The organism is Enterobacter cloacae complex sp. 2022EL-00981 (assembly GCF_028737495.1).
Taxonomy (GTDB): domain Bacteria; phylum Pseudomonadota; class Gammaproteobacteria; order Enterobacterales; family Enterobacteriaceae; genus Enterobacter; species Enterobacter cloacae.
Genome location: NZ_JAQZRK010000031.1, coordinates 17,093 through 32,150, shown reverse-complemented (window position 1 = coordinate 32,150; position 15,058 = coordinate 17,093). Strand labels below are relative to the sequence as shown.

Sequence of the window (15,058 nt, the reverse complement as noted above, 5' to 3'; positions counted from 1 at the left end):
CACAAAAGCTGCTACACTCCGCCCCTTCGCGACATTGTGGTTTTTGTCCTCCTAATTGTTATATCTCCCTGAAAACTACACCTGTGATGGTCGGGGCGGTTCGGAGTTTTTATGTCTTTTGATTCCCTTGGCCTGAACCCGGAAATTCTGCGCGCGATCGCAGAGCAGGGCTACGTTGAGCCAACCCCAATCCAGCAGCAGGCGATCCCTGCCGTTCTGCAGGGCCGTGACCTGATGGCCAGTGCCCAGACCGGGACCGGTAAAACCGCAGGCTTTACCCTGCCACTGTTAGAGCTGCTGGTAAAAAATCAGCCGCACGCGAAGGGGCGTCGCCCGGTTCGTGCGCTGATCCTCACCCCAACCCGCGAACTGGCGGCGCAGATTGGCGAGAACGTGCGTGACTACAGCCGCTATCTCAACATTCGTTCGCTGGTGGTTTTCGGCGGTGTGAGCATTAACCCACAGATGATGAAACTGCGCGGCGGCGTGGACGTGCTGGTGGCAACGCCGGGCCGTCTGCTGGATCTGGAACACCAGAACGCCGTGAAGCTAGATAACGTCGAAATTCTGGTGCTGGACGAAGCCGACCGCATGCTCGACATGGGCTTTATCCACGATATTCGCCGCGTGCTGGCTAAGCTCCCGCCGCGCCGTCAGAACCTGCTGTTCTCCGCGACCTTCTCCGACGAGATCAAAGCGCTGGCTGAAAAGCTGCTGCATAACCCGCTGGAAGTTGAAGTGGCGCGTCGCAACACCGCCTCTGAGCAGGTGACCCAGCACGTGCACTTCGTTGATAAAAAGCGTAAGCGGGAACTGCTCTCCCAGATGATTGGTCAGGGTAACTGGCAGCAGGTGCTGGTCTTTACCCGTACCAAGCACGGTGCAAACCACCTGGCGGAACAGCTGAACAAAGACGGTATTCGCAGTGCGGCTATCCACGGTAACAAGAGCCAGGGGGCGCGTACCCGTGCGCTGGCGGACTTTAAATCCGGTGATATCCGCGTGCTGGTGGCCACCGACATCGCTGCCCGTGGTCTGGACATTGAAGAGCTGCCGCACGTGGTGAACTACGAGCTGCCAAACGTGCCGGAAGACTATGTTCACCGTATCGGCCGTACCGGTCGTGCGGCGGCCACTGGCGAAGCGCTCTCGCTGGTCTGCGTGGATGAACACAAACTGCTGCGCGATATCGAACGTCTGCTGAAGAAAGAGATCCCGCGTATTGAAACGCCGGGATACGAAGTGGATCCGTCCATTAAAGCGGAGCCAATTCAGAATGGTCGCCAGCAGCGTGGCGGCGGTGGACGCGGTCAGGGCGGCGGCCGTGGTCAGCAGCAGCCACGCCGTGCCGAAGGCGGCGCGCCGAAGTCGGGCAATAAACCGCCTCGCCGCGACGGCGAAGGGAAACCGGCAGGAGAAGGGCAGCGCCGTCGCCGTCCGCGTAAACCGGCTAACCCACAGTAATCTGGAAGCCCGGCCGTAAAGCCGGGCTTTTCTTTTTGCGGCGACGAAAATAAAGTGCCACAATAGTGGCTGTTTATACAGTATTTCAGGTTTTCCGATGGCTTTAACCGCGGCGCTGAAAGCGCAGATTGGTGCCTGGTATAAGGCACTCCAGCAGCAGATCCCCGACTTTATCCCCCGGGCACCACAGCGGCAGATGATTGCCGATGTGGCAAAAACGCTCGCCGGTGACGACGGGCGACATCTGGCCATTGAAGCGCCAACCGGGGTCGGTAAAACCCTCTCTTATTTAATCCCGGGCATCGCTATTGCGCGGGAAGAACAAAAGACGCTGGTGGTCAGCACCGCTAACGTGGCGCTACAGGATCAGATCTTCAGCAAAGACCTGCCGCTGCTGCGCAAAATTATCCCCGAGCTGCGTTTTACCGCCGCCTTTGGCCGCGGACGTTATGTCTGCCCGCGTAACCTGGCGGCGCTCGCCAGCAGTGAGCCCACCCAGCAGGATCTGCTGGCGTTTCTTGATGACGAACTGACGCCAAACAACAAGGCGGAGCAGGAACAGTGCGCGAAGCTGAAAGCCGATCTCGACAGCTACAGGTGGGACGGTTTGCGCGATCACACCAGCCAGGCCATTGGCGATGACTTATGGCGCAGGCTCAGCACCGATAAAGCCAGTTGCCTCAACCGTAACTGTCACTACTACCGCGAGTGCCCGTTTTTTGTCGCCCGGCGGGAGGTCCAGGAAGCGGAAGTGGTGGTCGCCAATCATGCGCTGGTGATGGCGGCGCTGGAGAGCGAGGCGGTGCTGCCGGAGCCGAAAAACCTGCTGCTGGTGCTTGATGAAGGCCACCATTTGCCTGACGTAGCCCGGGATGCGCTGGAGATGAGTGCTGAAATCACGGCCCCGTGGTTCCGCCTGCAGCTCGATCTGTTCTGCAAGCTGGTGGCCACCTGCATGGAGCAGTTCCGTCCTAAAACCACGCCGCCGCTGGCGGTGCCCGAGCGTCTGAGTGAACACTGTGAAGAGGTCTACGGCCTTATCGCATCCCTGAACAACATTCTGAATCTGTATCTCCCAGCGACTCAGGAGGCAGAGCACCGTTTTGCCATGGGGGAGTTGCCGGACGAGGTGATGGAGATTTGCCAGCAGCTGGCGAAGCATCTGGAAAAGCTGCGCGGCCTGGCAGAGATGTTCTTAAACGATCTCAGTGAAAAGACCGGCACCCATGACGTGGTGCGTTTGCACCGTATTCTGCTGCAAATGAACCGTGCGCTGGGCATGTTTGAAGCGCAAAGCAAACTCTGGCGGCTGGCCTCAATGGCGCAGGCGTCCGGCGCGCCGGTCACCAAATGGGCCACCCGCGAAGTGAGAGACGGGCAGGTACACCTCTTTTTCCACTGCGTGGGCATCCGCGTGGCCGATCAGCTGGAAAAGCTGATCTGGCGTAGCGTGCCGCACGTGGTGGTAACGTCAGCAACCTTGCGTTCCCTGAACAGCTTCTCGCGGCTGCAGGAGATGAGCGGCCTGAAAGAAAAAGCGGGGGACCGTTTCGTGGCGCTGGACTCGCCGTTTAACCACTGCGAGCAGGGCAAGCTGGTGATCCCGCGCATGCGCTATGAGCCGCTTATCGATAACGAAGAGCAGCATATTGCCGAAATGGCCGCCTATTTCCGCGAACAGCTGGAGAGTAAAAAATACCCCGGCATGCTGGTGCTGTTTGCCAGCGGACGCGCCATGCAGCGCTTTCTGGAACATGTTACCGATCTGCGTTTACTGCTGCTGGTGCAGGGCGATCAGCCGCGCTATCGGCTGGTAGAGCTCCACCGCCAGCGCATCGATAACGGCGAGCGCAGCGTGCTGGTGGGGTTACAGTCTTTTGCGGAAGGTCTGGATCTGAAGGGCGACTATCTGACCCAGGTGCATATTCACAAAATCGCCTTCCCGCCCATCGACAGCCCGGTGGTGATCACCGAAGGAGAATGGCTGAAAAGCCTCAACCGCTATCCGTTTGAGGTACAAAGTCTTCCGGCGGCGTCGTTTAACCTGATTCAGCAGGTGGGTCGTCTGATTCGTAGCCACGGCTGCTGGGGCGAAGTGGTGATCTATGACAAGCGTCTGCTCACCAAAAACTATGGTCAGCGCCTGCTGAATGCCCTGCCGGTGTTCCCGATAGAACAGCCGGAGGTGCCTGAAATAAAAAAACGCCCGGCAAAACAGACTGCCGGGCGTCGGAAAAGCATCCGTGCTAAGGGGCGCGGTCCTACTGGTAAGTAAAGGTGGCCTGAACAACGCTGTTGAAGGTACCCGCCGTCACAGGCAGGGCGGTAGCGTAATAGCGTGCCGCCATGGGAAAATCGGCGGTGTGGGTACCGGCGTCAATCACCACGCTAAAGCGGGCTTCGGGGGCAAGCACGATGTAATCCAGACGGTCGGCCAGCTCTAATGCCACCCCTTTGGCGGTGCCACTATTGGCGAATTTAAAGGGGTGTTCCGTATCGCGGGGGCCGTCAACGCTGATGGTGGCAACCGTCAGCGTGGGCGGACAATTGGTGAGCTTTAAATCGAAGTTTTTCCACGGGCCGGTGTCGCCGATATCCTTAAAATCACTGGCGACGGCCTGTCCCAGATCCACCACCATGTTCTGACTGGCGCTGTCTACCTGGCAGGTGGTGTCGTAAATATTCCCTTCGATATTGAGCGTGACGTCGGTCGCGCTCGCAGAGAGGCTCGTCAGAGCGAGCAACAGGGATAACGTTTTCATCTTCGCTCCGTTACTGGTATTCAAGATCGATGGTGGCAATTGTATTGGCTTTCCCCGCCGTGACGCTGGCATCTGTCTGGTAATACTGCACCGCGAAGGGGATCACATCCGGAACGCCTGGTTCGGCTCTTCCACCCACCGGGATTGGGTAGTCGTATTTAAGATCGACACCGTCAAGCAGCATTCTCACCCCCACGCCCGTGGCGCTGTCGCTGCCGGGCGTCAGGTTCAGGACATCTGCATACTGGCTGTTGATGCCATTTGCGCTGGTTACCGAGGCCGTAAGATTGACCTCTTCGGTACAGGTGGCGGTGATGTTGAAATACTTCCAGGCCGTATAGCTGCCCACGTGGGTAAATTGCGACACCGGGAAATTGCCGAGGGTCACCGTCAGATTTAGCGGATCAATAGAACAGGTCGCCGTTCTTTCGCTGACCGTGGCGGAATAGTGGCTGGTATTACGTGCACCAGAAATCCCCACAGAGTTAAAAACCCCGAATCCATAGGGATCCTGCGCGAGCGAAAGGGTACCGCTACCGATATGTGATGCCGTTTTGATTAACCGCTGGGTGTAGCTGAAAGAAAATGTTTGTCCGCTGTCGCTGCTGACCGTCCCGATGGGCGTGGCGGTTGTATCGCATGAGTACCCTTTGCCGCGAACGATCTGCCCGCTGCTGTTCAGAAGCTCAATGCCGATGCCGTCAACATTGGTGGTATACACGCCCGGCATGCCAGGCACTTCCGTTCCCGTTCCGTAATAGCAGGAAATAAGGGTGTGATTCGTCATCGTGCCGGTACAGCTGCCGTTAACGGTATGGGTCTTTGCCGAACCCGGGATGACGCCGCCAATATCGAGTGTTGTGGGTACAGAAAGCGTGCCCGCATCAAGGGTATAAGGCAGATCGGCGCTGTCACAGGAGGTTGCCGCCTGGGCATGCGGCACCAGACACGCGCTCGTGAGTAAAACCAGCAGTGCGAAGACATATCTACACATGTTCATTTTTTCCTCGGGAAGGGTCATACACACTGCGCCGTAACGTTAAGAACAGGGCCGTCGGCTTTGGTGGGCAGGTGATAAGTTGCCGTGCAATGGCTGTCGGCGGTTTTCCCCCAGCTGACGTTAACCGTACCTGTCTCGTGCATACCGGTGAGGTACACCTGCCCGCCGTCGCCTACGATAAATTCACCGTCCTGATGGGCCTGAGATGCCGTTGCGCCAAAGGGGATCGGGCGACCATCCGCGTGTTTTAGTGTCATCAACACCCGACTGCCTACGTGCGTTTCATAATGTGCTCGCACAATGGCGCCGCGCGTTGGTGTCACCGTTTTTGCGGCCTGGTCGATATCGGCATTTTCCGGCAAGGTTTCGGTGTTCAGCGCGAGGGTGTTGTGACGGTATGGCGAAACGTACGGCACAATGGCATAGCCGCGATAATCGGTGTTGATGCCTGTCTGATTGGTGACGTTGGTGTCGTCTGCGCCCGGCGCTTCGATCATCGCAGCGGTCTCACCCATCGGCTGACCGAGGGTGATGCCGTGCGCATGGGCGATCATACTGCCCTGAAGACCGACATTGAGCTGTTGCTGCTGGTTATCCTGGGAATACCCGGCGCTCACTTCGCCGTAGGTGCCTTTATAATCGGCATTCAGACTGGTGCTGTCCCCACTGCTCTGACTATGGCCCTGCTGAACCCCCCAACTGAGGTTATTACCGGCCAGCGCCGTGCCGTTCAGACCCACGCTTTGGGTTGTTTCGTGCTTCGTGCTGTTCAGGTTGTAGTTCACCCAGGTGTTGCTGAGCCAGCGATCGAGCGGAACGGAGACGTTAAATGCAATCGTCTGCTCGCTGGTTTTCTCATTATTGTCATCCCCGCTGTCACGCGTGTTTTTATCCAGTCCGTAACTGAGACCGTAGCTGATCCCGTGCCAGGAGTTGTTGTAGCCGAGGTTCAGTGAGGTCATCCCCTGGCTTGAATTCCAGTAGTTCTCTTTGACCAGGCTTAACGTCAGGGAACCAAACGCCCCGCCCAGGGACTGGTCGACAGTCGCCTCCTCGCGGCTGCGGCGCGTGTCCGGCGTTTCCCAGTCGTCATTACGGGTATGGGAATCCAGCGTGTCCTGCAGGGTGTAGAACCCCTTGCTGTTATAGCGATAGCCAGCAATGGAAAAATGGGTACCGGTGGTGGCGAAATCTTTGCTGTAGCGGATGCGCCAGGAGCGCCCGCGGGTGGGATCCTGATCCTGCATCTCTGATTTGGCGTCGGTGACATCCACCGAAAAGGCCCCGAGATCGCCGATATTCTTGCCGACCCCCAGCGCCAGCGCATCGTAATACTGGCTTGCCTGCACGCCGCCGTAGACCGTAAAGCCGTAAGGCAAGCCGTAGATTGCCGTACCCTGCATAAACGGGGTTTTTTCGACGTCGTTGTCATAGCTGCGATAGCGCCCCGCGGTGAGGCTGTATTTAAAGCGGCCTTCACGCTGCAACACCGGCACTGACGCATAAGGCACCACAAAATGCTGTTCGCTGCCGTCCGTCTCTTTCACGGTGACGTTCAAATCGCCGCTTCCGCCGGTGGGGTAGAGATCGTTGATCTCGAACGCGCCGGGAGCGACATAGTTCTGGTAAATGACGTAACCATTCTGGCGAACGATAACCTGGGCGTTACTGTGCGCCGTACCGCGGATCACCGGCGCAAAGCCCTTCATGCTGTCCGGGAGCATGTCGTCATCCGAGGCGATCTGCGCCCCGGTGTAAGAGATGCTGTCAAACACATCGGAAGGGGAAGAGCTTTGGCCGAATGTGACGTTCCCGCCAAGGGCGATAATATCGCGCTGGGCGTAGGTATAGACCGAAGAAAACTGGCTCTCTGCGTCACCGTCACCGCTGGTTTTGCTCCAGGTGGAGTAGTTACGAAAACGCCACGCCCCGAGGTTAAGACCCGGACGCAGGTTAAGAAACTCGCTGCGCTGATCGCTACCGTTTTCACCTTTGCCGCGGTTGTTCCCGGCGGTGAAGCTGTAATTGAGCAGCAGGGCGTTAATTCCCTCGTCATACTCCTGCGGGTCGACGTAATCACGCGGTACCTGAGTAATTGCGGTCTGGGGAATGCTTAACAGCAGCTGCTGCGGATTAACATGAAACGTTGCGCTGGCGGAGGGGATCACGCTCAGGTCAATGCACTGCGCCTTATCGTCCTGCCCGAATTTTTCGATATTAATACCGAAGCTTTTTAGCTGGGCGGCGCTAAGGCACGGCTGCAGGGTTGATTTACCGCTGGCGTCTTTCTTCAGCGTGAACTCAATCTCTTTACTTGCCACTTTATTATTGTTGACGTAGACATCAACGTGATATTTACCGGGAGCCTGACCGGGACCAATCTCATAAATACTGAGGTCGGTTTTACCCTGGCCTGGGTTATCAATATCCAGTAGCGCCGGGTTGAAATAATCATCGGCCAGCACTTTTTGCACGCACACACCCAACAGCGTGCAGCCCAATGCAATAAGCATTGAGCGTCCGTGTTGTTTGGGTGGTTCGGTGGAGTAGTCCCAGCTCATAATGATTTTCGCTATTCCAGACGTTATTTAATCTGTGCGCTATAGGACTGGCTAATACCGCCGTAATCATTGATGATTTTCCAGGTCACGGTGTGTGCTGTAATATTTCCTGGTGTCGCGAAATGGGTTTCACTTTTTGGGCCGGCATAGGTGGCTTTATCGACCTTTTTACCGTCGAGAGTTATTTCCTGGAAATTCATATAAAACGGCGTGGGGTTTTCGACAATCAGCTGGTTTCCCCGGGTGTGCCAGGATAATTGCGTGGCAACATCTTCCGGTTTACCGGTAATACCTGACGGACGATAAAGCAGCTTAATGCGGGTTTTAATCGCAATCTGCAGCGTATTAACGCTCTCATTACGCGCAGAAGAGGGGATGGATTTAATATTCAACCAGAACAGCGATTCGCGATCGGCAGGTAAGTTTCCCCCGGTTCTGATGATGCGCAGAACGTTCTCTTGCTTCGCATCAAGGCGAAACAGCGGCGGCGTGATCAGGAACGGCGCTTTCTCACGTGCGTTATCTTCCGTTTCGACCCATGACTGCACCAGATAATCGAGATTGTCCGGGTTGGTGATCCCAATAGAGGATTCTTTTTTACTTTCTGGGTAGACCACGCGCGTGCCGCCAATGGTAATACCCGCATGGGCAACGGAAGCAATAAATAAAAAAGAGGAGGCCAGAAGATATTTTCGCATAGTGACACCGTAATAAAGCAATAACAGATATTAGCCACTGGGGTAGCTAATATCTGTTTTATTAGTTGTAAACGATAGTGAAGGTAGAAGCGGCATTCGCCAGTCCGGCAGACACCGTTCCTCCGGTCTGGATATAACGTGCACCAAACTGCAGATCGTTTGTTGTGGTACCTGGCGTGAGCGTATACGCAGCAGAGGCCGTATATAAGCTCAGTGGATTTTCCGTTTTATCCAGCAACTGAACACCCACTCCTGACGCCGAACCGGTTCCTGATGTCACAGCAAGAATATCTTTGTTGTTACTGTCAGGCGTCCCGCCGAATGTCACCGAGGCGCTGGTAACCGTTTCAGGACAATCTTTTAACTGAATACTAAAGCGGGTTGTCGAGGTCGTCGAACCACTTCCGGTAAATGCAGATTTAGACACCTTACCTAATGAAACATTAAGCGGATTGCTTAAACCGTTTACCACAGTACATGCAGAATCAATAATCTCACCTGTGAAATTAATTTGACCTTCACCACTGGACGCAAATACAGAAACGGAAGCACACGCCATCCCGGCGGCGATCCCCGCAATAATCATTTTTTTCATTTAAATCCTCTGAATGAAAGTATGGCACTTCAGGTATTAATCATCACGTGGCTGATTAATTCGGCATGAACTATCGCTGAGAACTATTTTTCGTTCAATTTATCTTCAGACCATTTTTACCCTCGAAGGGCGTTTGTCAGGGTGTCGGGAGAGAAAGGAAAATGATTACCCGCCAGGCATTTATCAGGGCTATAGTATCTGCAAAGAGCCGCAAGGAGAGATGTCGTGGACTATCGTAAAATTATCAAAGAGGTAGGGCGGGGGAAAAACCATGCCCGCGACCTGGATCAGGAAACGGCCCGTGCGCTGTACACCCATATGCTTAACGGCGACGTGCCCGATCTGGAGATGGGCGGTATCCTGATTGCGCTACGCATTAAAGGTGAAGGCGAAGCGGAGATGCGCGGTTTCTATGACGCGATGCAGGCGCAAACGCTGCGCTTAACGCCACCGGTAGCCAGACCGATGCCGATTGTCATCCCTACCTACAACGGCGCGCGCAAACAGGCGAATCTGACGCCACTGCTGGCTATTCTGCTGCATAAGCTCGGGTTCCCGGTAGTTGTCCATGGCGTTAGCGAAGATCCGACTCGCGTCCTGACGGAGACCATTTTCGGCATGTTAGGTATCGAGCCGACCCTGCACGCCGGACAGGCACAGGCAAAGCTGGATGGTCATCAGCCGGTCTTTATTCCGGTTAAGGCGCTCTGTCCACCGCTGGAAAAACAGCTGGATATGCGCTGGCGCATGGGCGTGCGCAACAGTGCGCACACCCTGGCGAAACTGGCGACGCCGTTTGGTGAAGCGGATGCCCTGCGCCTCTCCAGTGTATCGCACCCGGAGTATGTCACGCGGGTGGGCAAGTTCTTTGAAGATATCGGCGGCAGGGCGCTGCTGATGCATGGCACCGAAGGGGAAGTTTATGCCAATCCGCAGCGCTGCCCGCAGCTGGTGCTGATTGATGCCGCCGGCACGCGACCCGTGCTGGAGCGGGGTGAAGAGAATGTGGATGTGGTGTTGCCGGAGGCCAAAGATCCGCACACGACTGCGCACTGGATTGAGCAGTGTCTAGCCGGTAATGTCCCTGTTCCGCACGCCCTTAAGCTGCAGATGGCCTGCTGCCTGCTGGCAACCGGAGAAGTGGAGTCTGTCCAGGCGGGGTTAGCCCGTGTGGAACAGGCGTTTTAGGCAAAAAAAAGCCCGTCCAGTGGCGGACGGGCAAGCAAGGGTAACAACAGGGTCAATGAGGGTTGGAGCAGCTCACCAGAGGGTACGGTGAGGGTGGAGCATTAATTCAGTCGATTATTTGTAGATAACCGCAGTGCCGCTCAGCTTGTTATTGCCGTTAGCGGAGGTAATTGTGTATCCGCTTGCACCGGCCGCTGCCGCTTTCTCAGCCAGTTTCGCTTCCAGACCGTCCAGCGTGGTTGCGCCATCAGCACTCACCACACCTACTTTATTCATGTTCTGTGCCTGAGCAGAAGAAACGGGCTCTACAGCGAAAGCGCCAAAAGACAGAGCGGACAGGGCAACAGCAGCAACAGCATATTTGATGGTTTTCATAATTAATCTCTCGCAGGTTTTTCTGTTAAGGGGACGATGTTCCGTCGATGTGATAAGTATCACGTTTTTTTTCGGCAGATAAAATCGAAGAGAATTGACGTGGTTGCTCAAAAAAATTGAATGACAAATAACTTATTGAATATTAATAAATTCAGAAGGGCAATTTACAGTTCTTGTCGCTCCGGTTTACAGACGCATGATTCATGGCACATTTTGCTACGCGCCTGTTAAAAAATCGTGAGCGTAAAGGAAATCGCTTGCGCGGTGAACTTCGGTAAAGGAAAGTCAACGTAACTGGCTGTCTTTCGATCCTCTGCGATTATATCCTGAATGTGATTTGTTTTTTGAATCTTTATTCTGCTGGCAGGAGACGCATAACCGTACGCCGGGCATGGCTTTACGGCGCGCTTCCGGAATCGTTTCTCCGCACTCTTCACATTCCGTTAAACTTTCCCCGCGCGGAATTTCACCGCGAGCACGGGCAACAGCATCTTCAATGGTACTGTTGATCTGTTCGTTAACGGCGTCATCATTCGCCCATCCGGAAGCCATGGCTTATCCTCACGTTCGGTGTGTATCTTATTCATATGGGGTCAAAAAACGTACAGTCAAGACGGGAGTTGAGAACTGCATCTGTCAGCCAGATGCAGTGGTTCTCGGAAGGGGAACTTATTTATAGATGGTTGCTGTGCCATACATATGGTTATCGCCGCCGGCGGAATTCACCACGAAGCCTTTCGCACCTTCTTCGCGCGCTTTTTCGGCCAGCTTGTTTTGCAGATCGTCAAGGTTACTTGCACGACTTACCGAGACGGTGCCTGCAGGGCGCAGCTGGCTGGTATCGGTACTTTCGGTCAGTGACTGAACGGCCATGGCAGAAAATGACGCACTCGCCAGCGCGCCAGCGATAACAACAAGAGTCAGGTATTTTTTCATAATCACATCCTCAGGGGGAAACAACAGGTGATTCCCTTTAAGTTTAGAAGCCTGACGAGTGTGATTTAGCGCAAAAATTTGATGATGATCTGCTTATTTTTTGAACTATATAAATTGACAATTCGCTGACAGATCAGCGACATAAAGGTCACTGATTTATGGCGTTTTTTTGCGCACAGCAGAGAGATATTTACCGTTGCTCCCGCACAGGGTATCTTACGCCGCTGTTTAAAGGAGAATGCCATGACTTCCAAGCCGGGATTACACCCGCGAAATCGCCACCGCAGCCGCTATGACATGAAGGCGTTATGCCAGAGCTGCCCTCCGCTGCAGGACTACATCGTGCAGACCCCAGCCGGTGAGCCTTCGGTCAACTTTGCCGACCCGCAGGCGGTAAAAATGCTGAATAAAGCCCTGCTGGCGCATTTTTACGGCGTTACGCACTGGGATATCCCGGAAGGCTTTCTCTGCCCGCCCGTGCCGGGGCGTGCCGACTATCTCCACTATCTTGCCGATCTTCTGGCTGACGATCGTGGCGGCGTTATTCCTCAGCAGGCCACGGTTCTGGATATTGGAACCGGCGCGAACCTGATTTATCCGCTGATCGGGGTGCATGAATATCACTGGCGCTTTACCGGGAGCGAAATTGGCGCTGAGGCGTTTGCCAGCGCGCAGGCGATCATTAATGCCAATCCTGGCTTAAGTCGGTCTATTCGCTTACGCCGTCAGAAAGATGCCGCCTCTATTTTCAACGGCATTATCCACAAGAACGAGCACTACGACGCCACCCTCTGCAACCCGCCATTCCATGATTCAGCGGCTGCCGCCCGGGCCGGGAGCGAACGTAAGCGTCGCAATCTGGGTCAGGCTGAAGATGGCGCGCTCAACTTCGGCGGCCAGCAGCAGGAGCTGTGGTGCGAAGGGGGCGAGGTGGCGTTTATCCTGCGCATGATCGCGGAAAGTAAACAGTTTGCCCGCCAGGTGAAATGGTTTACCACGCTGGTTTCGCGCGGCGATAACCTGCCGCCGCTCTACCGCGCGCTGACCGAAGCCGGTGCCGTGAAGGTGGTGAAAAAAGAGATGGCGCAAGGACAAAAACAGAGCCGCTTTATTGCCTGGACGTTTATGGACGATAACAAACGTCGCAAATAGCACGCCGTCGTAAGCCGGGTAAGGCGAAGCCGCCACCCGGCTCGGTTACAGCGTCGGCTCCTGCGGAGGGAGCGGCGAGGCGGGCGGCGGCAGCACCTGATACGTCTGCACCGGCATACGCACATCCGCCAGATCAAAGTGTTTTTTCACCATGCTGTCGAGGGCAAAACGTACCGTCCACTGTTTGAGCGGCTGGGTGGTGAACGACACGCGCAGGGTAAAGGCGGTGTTGGTCAGCCCGACAATACCGGCAAACGACGGCTCGCCAATCACCAGGCCGCGAATATCCTCCATGGCCATCATCTCATCTACCGCATCCCGCAGCGCCTGCTTGGCTTTATCGGCATCTTCATGACGATCGACATCGTAATTTGCCACCACCGAGCCAATACCCCGGACGAAGTTGGCGAAGGTGGTAATCGATGACCACGGAATAATGTGGTACGCCCCGGTGTCCTGGCGCACGCCGACGGATCGAATCGACATTCGCTCAACGGTGCCGGTCAGCGGCCCGATGGTCACCAGATCCCCGGTGTTCATGCCGTTTTCAAACTGAATAAAGATACCTGTGATAATGTCCTTCACCAGCGTCTGCGAGCCGAAGGAGATAGCCAGACCCAGCGCACCCGCACCGGCCAGCAGTGGCGCGATATTCACGCCGATTTCCGAAAGCACAATCATAATCGTGATGGTACTGATGATAACCGCCAGCGCGTTGCGGAACAGGGTGAGCAAGGTGCGGGCACGCGCGCTTGGCAGCGGCCTGCCGTGAATGTCAGAGACCAGGCGGTTCTCAATCAGGCTGGCCAGCAGCGTCCAGCCTACGGCAGAGAAGAACAGGATCAGCGCGATACGAATTAAAATATCAACGGTCTTTTCCCCCGCGCCGTTGTGCAGCCAGTTCCAGAAATCGAACAGTCCCCAGGCATTGAGCAACAGCATAATCGCCACACAGACGGTGAGAATGCGCGCCACCTTCAGTGAAACCGAGAGCCAGCCGTTCACCCGTTTTTGCAGCTCCGGGTAATTGCGCTGGACCTGCGCAGACAAGGTAATGGTTTTCGATAGCCAGCGAGAGAGCAGGCCGGAAACAAAGGCCGCGACGCCAATAATGGCCAGGCTTTTAAACGTGGCTCCCATCATAAATTTCAGGCTGTTGCCGGGATCGAACAGCGAGAAGAAGCACAGCACAATGAAGTAAGCGCTGGCCAGCCAGTGCCACACCAGGGCAAAAGCGCGAATAAAGAGGCTAAAGAACGAAAGGGAACGGTCGGCCAGATGCAGCAAGCTCTCGGTGATCGTCTTTTTGTTATGGAAGATGAGGTAGAGCGCCCAGACGGTAATACAGATCATAATCAGCACATTCGCCAGCGCACCAGACTGGACGTTCACCTGGTTGGAGATAATTGGCACGGCCACCAGCAGACCATAACCAATCAACCCGCTGAGCACGCTCAGACGCAGCGCCCAGTATCTGGCGCTGCTATCCCGAATAGTGAAAGGGCGAAGATCCGGCACGCGTGGGCAAAATATCAGCCGCAGCAGCGCCTTAAAGAACTCAATTACGGCGAAGGCATTCAGAAACAGCGCCTGCTGGAAGGCGATAGTTTTGTTGCCGGTATTCAGCCTGTCGGCCAGCAATTGCCCTGTAAACAACGTCAGCGCCAGCAGCAGTAAATCAATGATAAACGCGGCGGCGATCATCAGCGGCAGATGCAACCAGCTGCTTTTCTGCTGATTCTTCTTGCGACCCCATTGCCCCATTTTTCGGTACAGGGGCCACGCGCACAGGCGCACCAGCCAGTAAAAAATGAAGACGGCGGACGCCAGCAGTAAAAATTGCGTGGCAGCCGCGGTAAACGTCCGGGGGTTAAAGGGCTTGTGCGAAGAGCCCATCAGGTTGCGATAGAGCTGGGCAAAGCGCGAGGAGAGGGCATCGGCATAGTGGCGGCTAACCTCAGTCACATTTTCCAGCACCGTTTTTTGCTCTTCTACCGGCGGCGGGGTGATGGTTGGAACGGGCTCCTGGGGCGGTGTGGCGGCAATTTTTCTCAGCTGATCGACTAAATCTTGCCGGGAGGTGTCGTTTTCCAGCACATCGGCAAGCGCACTGTAGGCGGCTTTTTTCTCTTCTGCATCCGGTTCCGGTGGAGGCGTTTTTTGCTGCGCAGTGGACGTTCCGGTGGTGACGCCGGGGATAGCAACGGCTATCGATGGCGCACTAAACAAGCTAAGCAACAACAGCAGGATCCACGGCACGGTGCCCTCCGGTGAAAATGTCGAACAAAATGATAAGTATAGAGGGCAGGGAGCGGAGGGCGTGTTTT

13 protein-coding genes are annotated in these 15,058 nt (G+C 55.5%); 4 read left to right on the top strand and 9 right to left on the bottom strand.

What is annotated here, in order from left to right; translation table 11 throughout:
* Window positions 1–111 precede the first annotated feature (111 nt).
* Window positions 112–1,464: an ATP-dependent RNA helicase RhlE gene (rhlE, locus tag PUZ33_RS20695; RefSeq protein ID WP_038418948.1), complete on the top strand. Its 1,353-nt coding sequence runs from the start codon at window positions 112–114 to the stop codon at window positions 1,462–1,464.
* Between the two features lie 97 nt (window positions 1,465–1,561).
* A complete protein-coding gene (dinG, locus tag PUZ33_RS20690; protein ID WP_058680898.1) occupies window positions 1,562–3,739 on the top strand; it encodes an ATP-dependent DNA helicase DinG in 2,178 nt (725 codons plus the stop codon).
* Here dinG and PUZ33_RS20685 read toward each other — a convergent pair.
* The 5 genes from PUZ33_RS20685 to PUZ33_RS20665 all read right to left on the bottom strand — a co-directional run bounded on the left by PUZ33_RS20685 (window position 3,726) and on the right by PUZ33_RS20665 (window position 9,080).
* On the bottom strand, window positions 3,726–4,226 hold the full coding sequence (locus PUZ33_RS20685; protein WP_058680897.1) for a fimbrial protein: 501 nt from the start codon (window positions 4,224–4,226) through the stop codon (window positions 3,726–3,728). The two genes, dinG and PUZ33_RS20685, sit on opposite strands and share 14 nt — an antisense overlap.
* A gap of 10 nt (window positions 4,227–4,236) precedes the next feature.
* Entirely contained in the window at window positions 4,237–5,226 is a 990-nt protein-coding gene (locus PUZ33_RS20680) for a fimbrial protein (protein ID WP_028027902.1), read from the bottom strand.
* Between the two features lie 17 nt (window positions 5,227–5,243).
* A complete protein-coding gene (locus PUZ33_RS20675) occupies window positions 5,244–7,739 on the bottom strand; it encodes a fimbria/pilus outer membrane usher protein (RefSeq protein WP_058680896.1) in 2,496 nt (831 codons plus the stop codon).
* Between the two features lie 71 nt (window positions 7,740–7,810).
* A complete protein-coding gene (locus PUZ33_RS20670) occupies window positions 7,811–8,485 on the bottom strand; it encodes a fimbrial biogenesis chaperone (RefSeq protein ID WP_047024368.1) in 675 nt (224 codons plus the stop codon).
* A 61-nt stretch (window positions 8,486–8,546) separates the two neighbouring features.
* Window positions 8,547–9,080, bottom strand: a complete 534-nt coding sequence (locus PUZ33_RS20665) for a fimbrial protein (RefSeq protein ID WP_029882477.1) — start codon at window positions 9,078–9,080, stop codon at window positions 8,547–8,549.
* A gap of 225 nt (window positions 9,081–9,305) precedes the next feature.
* Between PUZ33_RS20665 and ybiB the strand changes: the two genes are divergently transcribed.
* On the top strand, window positions 9,306–10,268 hold the full coding sequence (ybiB, locus tag PUZ33_RS20660) for a DNA-binding protein YbiB (protein ID WP_029882476.1): 963 nt from the start codon (window positions 9,306–9,308) through the stop codon (window positions 10,266–10,268).
* A gap of 114 nt (window positions 10,269–10,382) precedes the next feature.
* Here the strand turns inward: ybiB and ybiJ are convergent, their stop codons facing one another.
* The 3 genes from ybiJ to mcbA form a co-directional block, all read right to left on the bottom strand.
* Window positions 10,383–10,643: a DUF1471 family protein YbiJ gene (gene ybiJ, locus PUZ33_RS20655; protein WP_013097471.1), complete on the bottom strand. Its 261-nt coding sequence runs from the start codon at window positions 10,641–10,643 to the stop codon at window positions 10,383–10,385.
* A gap of 285 nt (window positions 10,644–10,928) precedes the next feature.
* Window positions 10,929–11,195 carry a DksA/TraR family C4-type zinc finger protein gene (locus PUZ33_RS20650; RefSeq protein WP_013097470.1) on the bottom strand — a complete coding sequence of 89 codons (267 nt, stop codon included), beginning with the start codon at window positions 11,193–11,195 and terminating at the stop codon, window positions 10,929–10,931.
* A 117-nt stretch (window positions 11,196–11,312) separates the two neighbouring features.
* Entirely contained in the window at window positions 11,313–11,579 is a 267-nt protein-coding gene (gene mcbA / locus PUZ33_RS20645) for a DUF1471 family periplasmic protein McbA (protein WP_013097469.1), read from the bottom strand.
* Between the two features lie 243 nt (window positions 11,580–11,822).
* Here mcbA and rlmF point away from each other — a divergent pair, with 243 nt between their 5' ends.
* Window positions 11,823–12,731, top strand: coding sequence for a 23S rRNA (adenine(1618)-N(6))-methyltransferase RlmF (gene rlmF / locus PUZ33_RS20640; RefSeq protein ID WP_013097467.1), 909 nt, complete (start codon window positions 11,823–11,825; stop codon window positions 12,729–12,731).
* A gap of 45 nt (window positions 12,732–12,776) precedes the next feature.
* Here rlmF and ybiO read toward each other — a convergent pair whose 3' ends face one another.
* On the bottom strand, window positions 12,777–14,990 hold the full coding sequence (ybiO, locus tag PUZ33_RS20635; protein ID WP_058680895.1) for a mechanosensitive channel protein: 2,214 nt from the start codon (window positions 14,988–14,990) through the stop codon (window positions 12,777–12,779).
* Between the last annotated feature and the right edge of the window lie 68 nt (window positions 14,991–15,058).

Coding starts and splice junctions, on each gene's coding strand:
- PUZ33_RS20685 (WP_058680897.1), bottom strand. CDS start 4,226: ATGAAAACGTTATCCCTGTTGCTCGCTCTGACGAGCCTCTCTGCGAGC.
- PUZ33_RS20680 (WP_028027902.1), bottom strand. CDS start 5,226: ATGAACATGTGTAGATATGTCTTCGCACTGCTGGTTTTACTCACGAGC.
- PUZ33_RS20650 (WP_013097470.1), bottom strand. CDS start 11,195: ATGGCTTCCGGATGGGCGAATGATGACGCCGTTAACGAACAGATCAAC.
- PUZ33_RS20665 (WP_029882477.1), bottom strand. CDS start 9,080: ATGAAAAAAATGATTATTGCGGGGATCGCCGCCGGGATGGCGTGTGCT.
- mcbA (WP_013097469.1), bottom strand. CDS start 11,579: ATGAAAAAATACCTGACTCTTGTTGTTATCGCTGGCGCGCTGGCGAGT.
- ybiJ (WP_013097471.1), bottom strand. CDS start 10,643: ATGAAAACCATCAAATATGCTGTTGCTGCTGTTGCCCTGTCCGCTCTG.
- PUZ33_RS20675 (WP_058680896.1), bottom strand. CDS start 7,739: ATGCTTATTGCATTGGGCTGCACGCTGTTGGGTGTGTGCGTGCAAAAA.
- dinG (WP_058680898.1), top strand. CDS start 1,562: ATGGCTTTAACCGCGGCGCTGAAAGCGCAGATTGGTGCCTGGTATAAG.
- rhlE (WP_038418948.1), top strand. CDS start 112: ATGTCTTTTGATTCCCTTGGCCTGAACCCGGAAATTCTGCGCGCGATC.
- rlmF (WP_013097467.1), top strand. CDS start 11,823: ATGACTTCCAAGCCGGGATTACACCCGCGAAATCGCCACCGCAGCCGC.
- PUZ33_RS20670 (WP_047024368.1), bottom strand. CDS start 8,485: ATGCGAAAATATCTTCTGGCCTCCTCTTTTTTATTTATTGCTTCCGTT.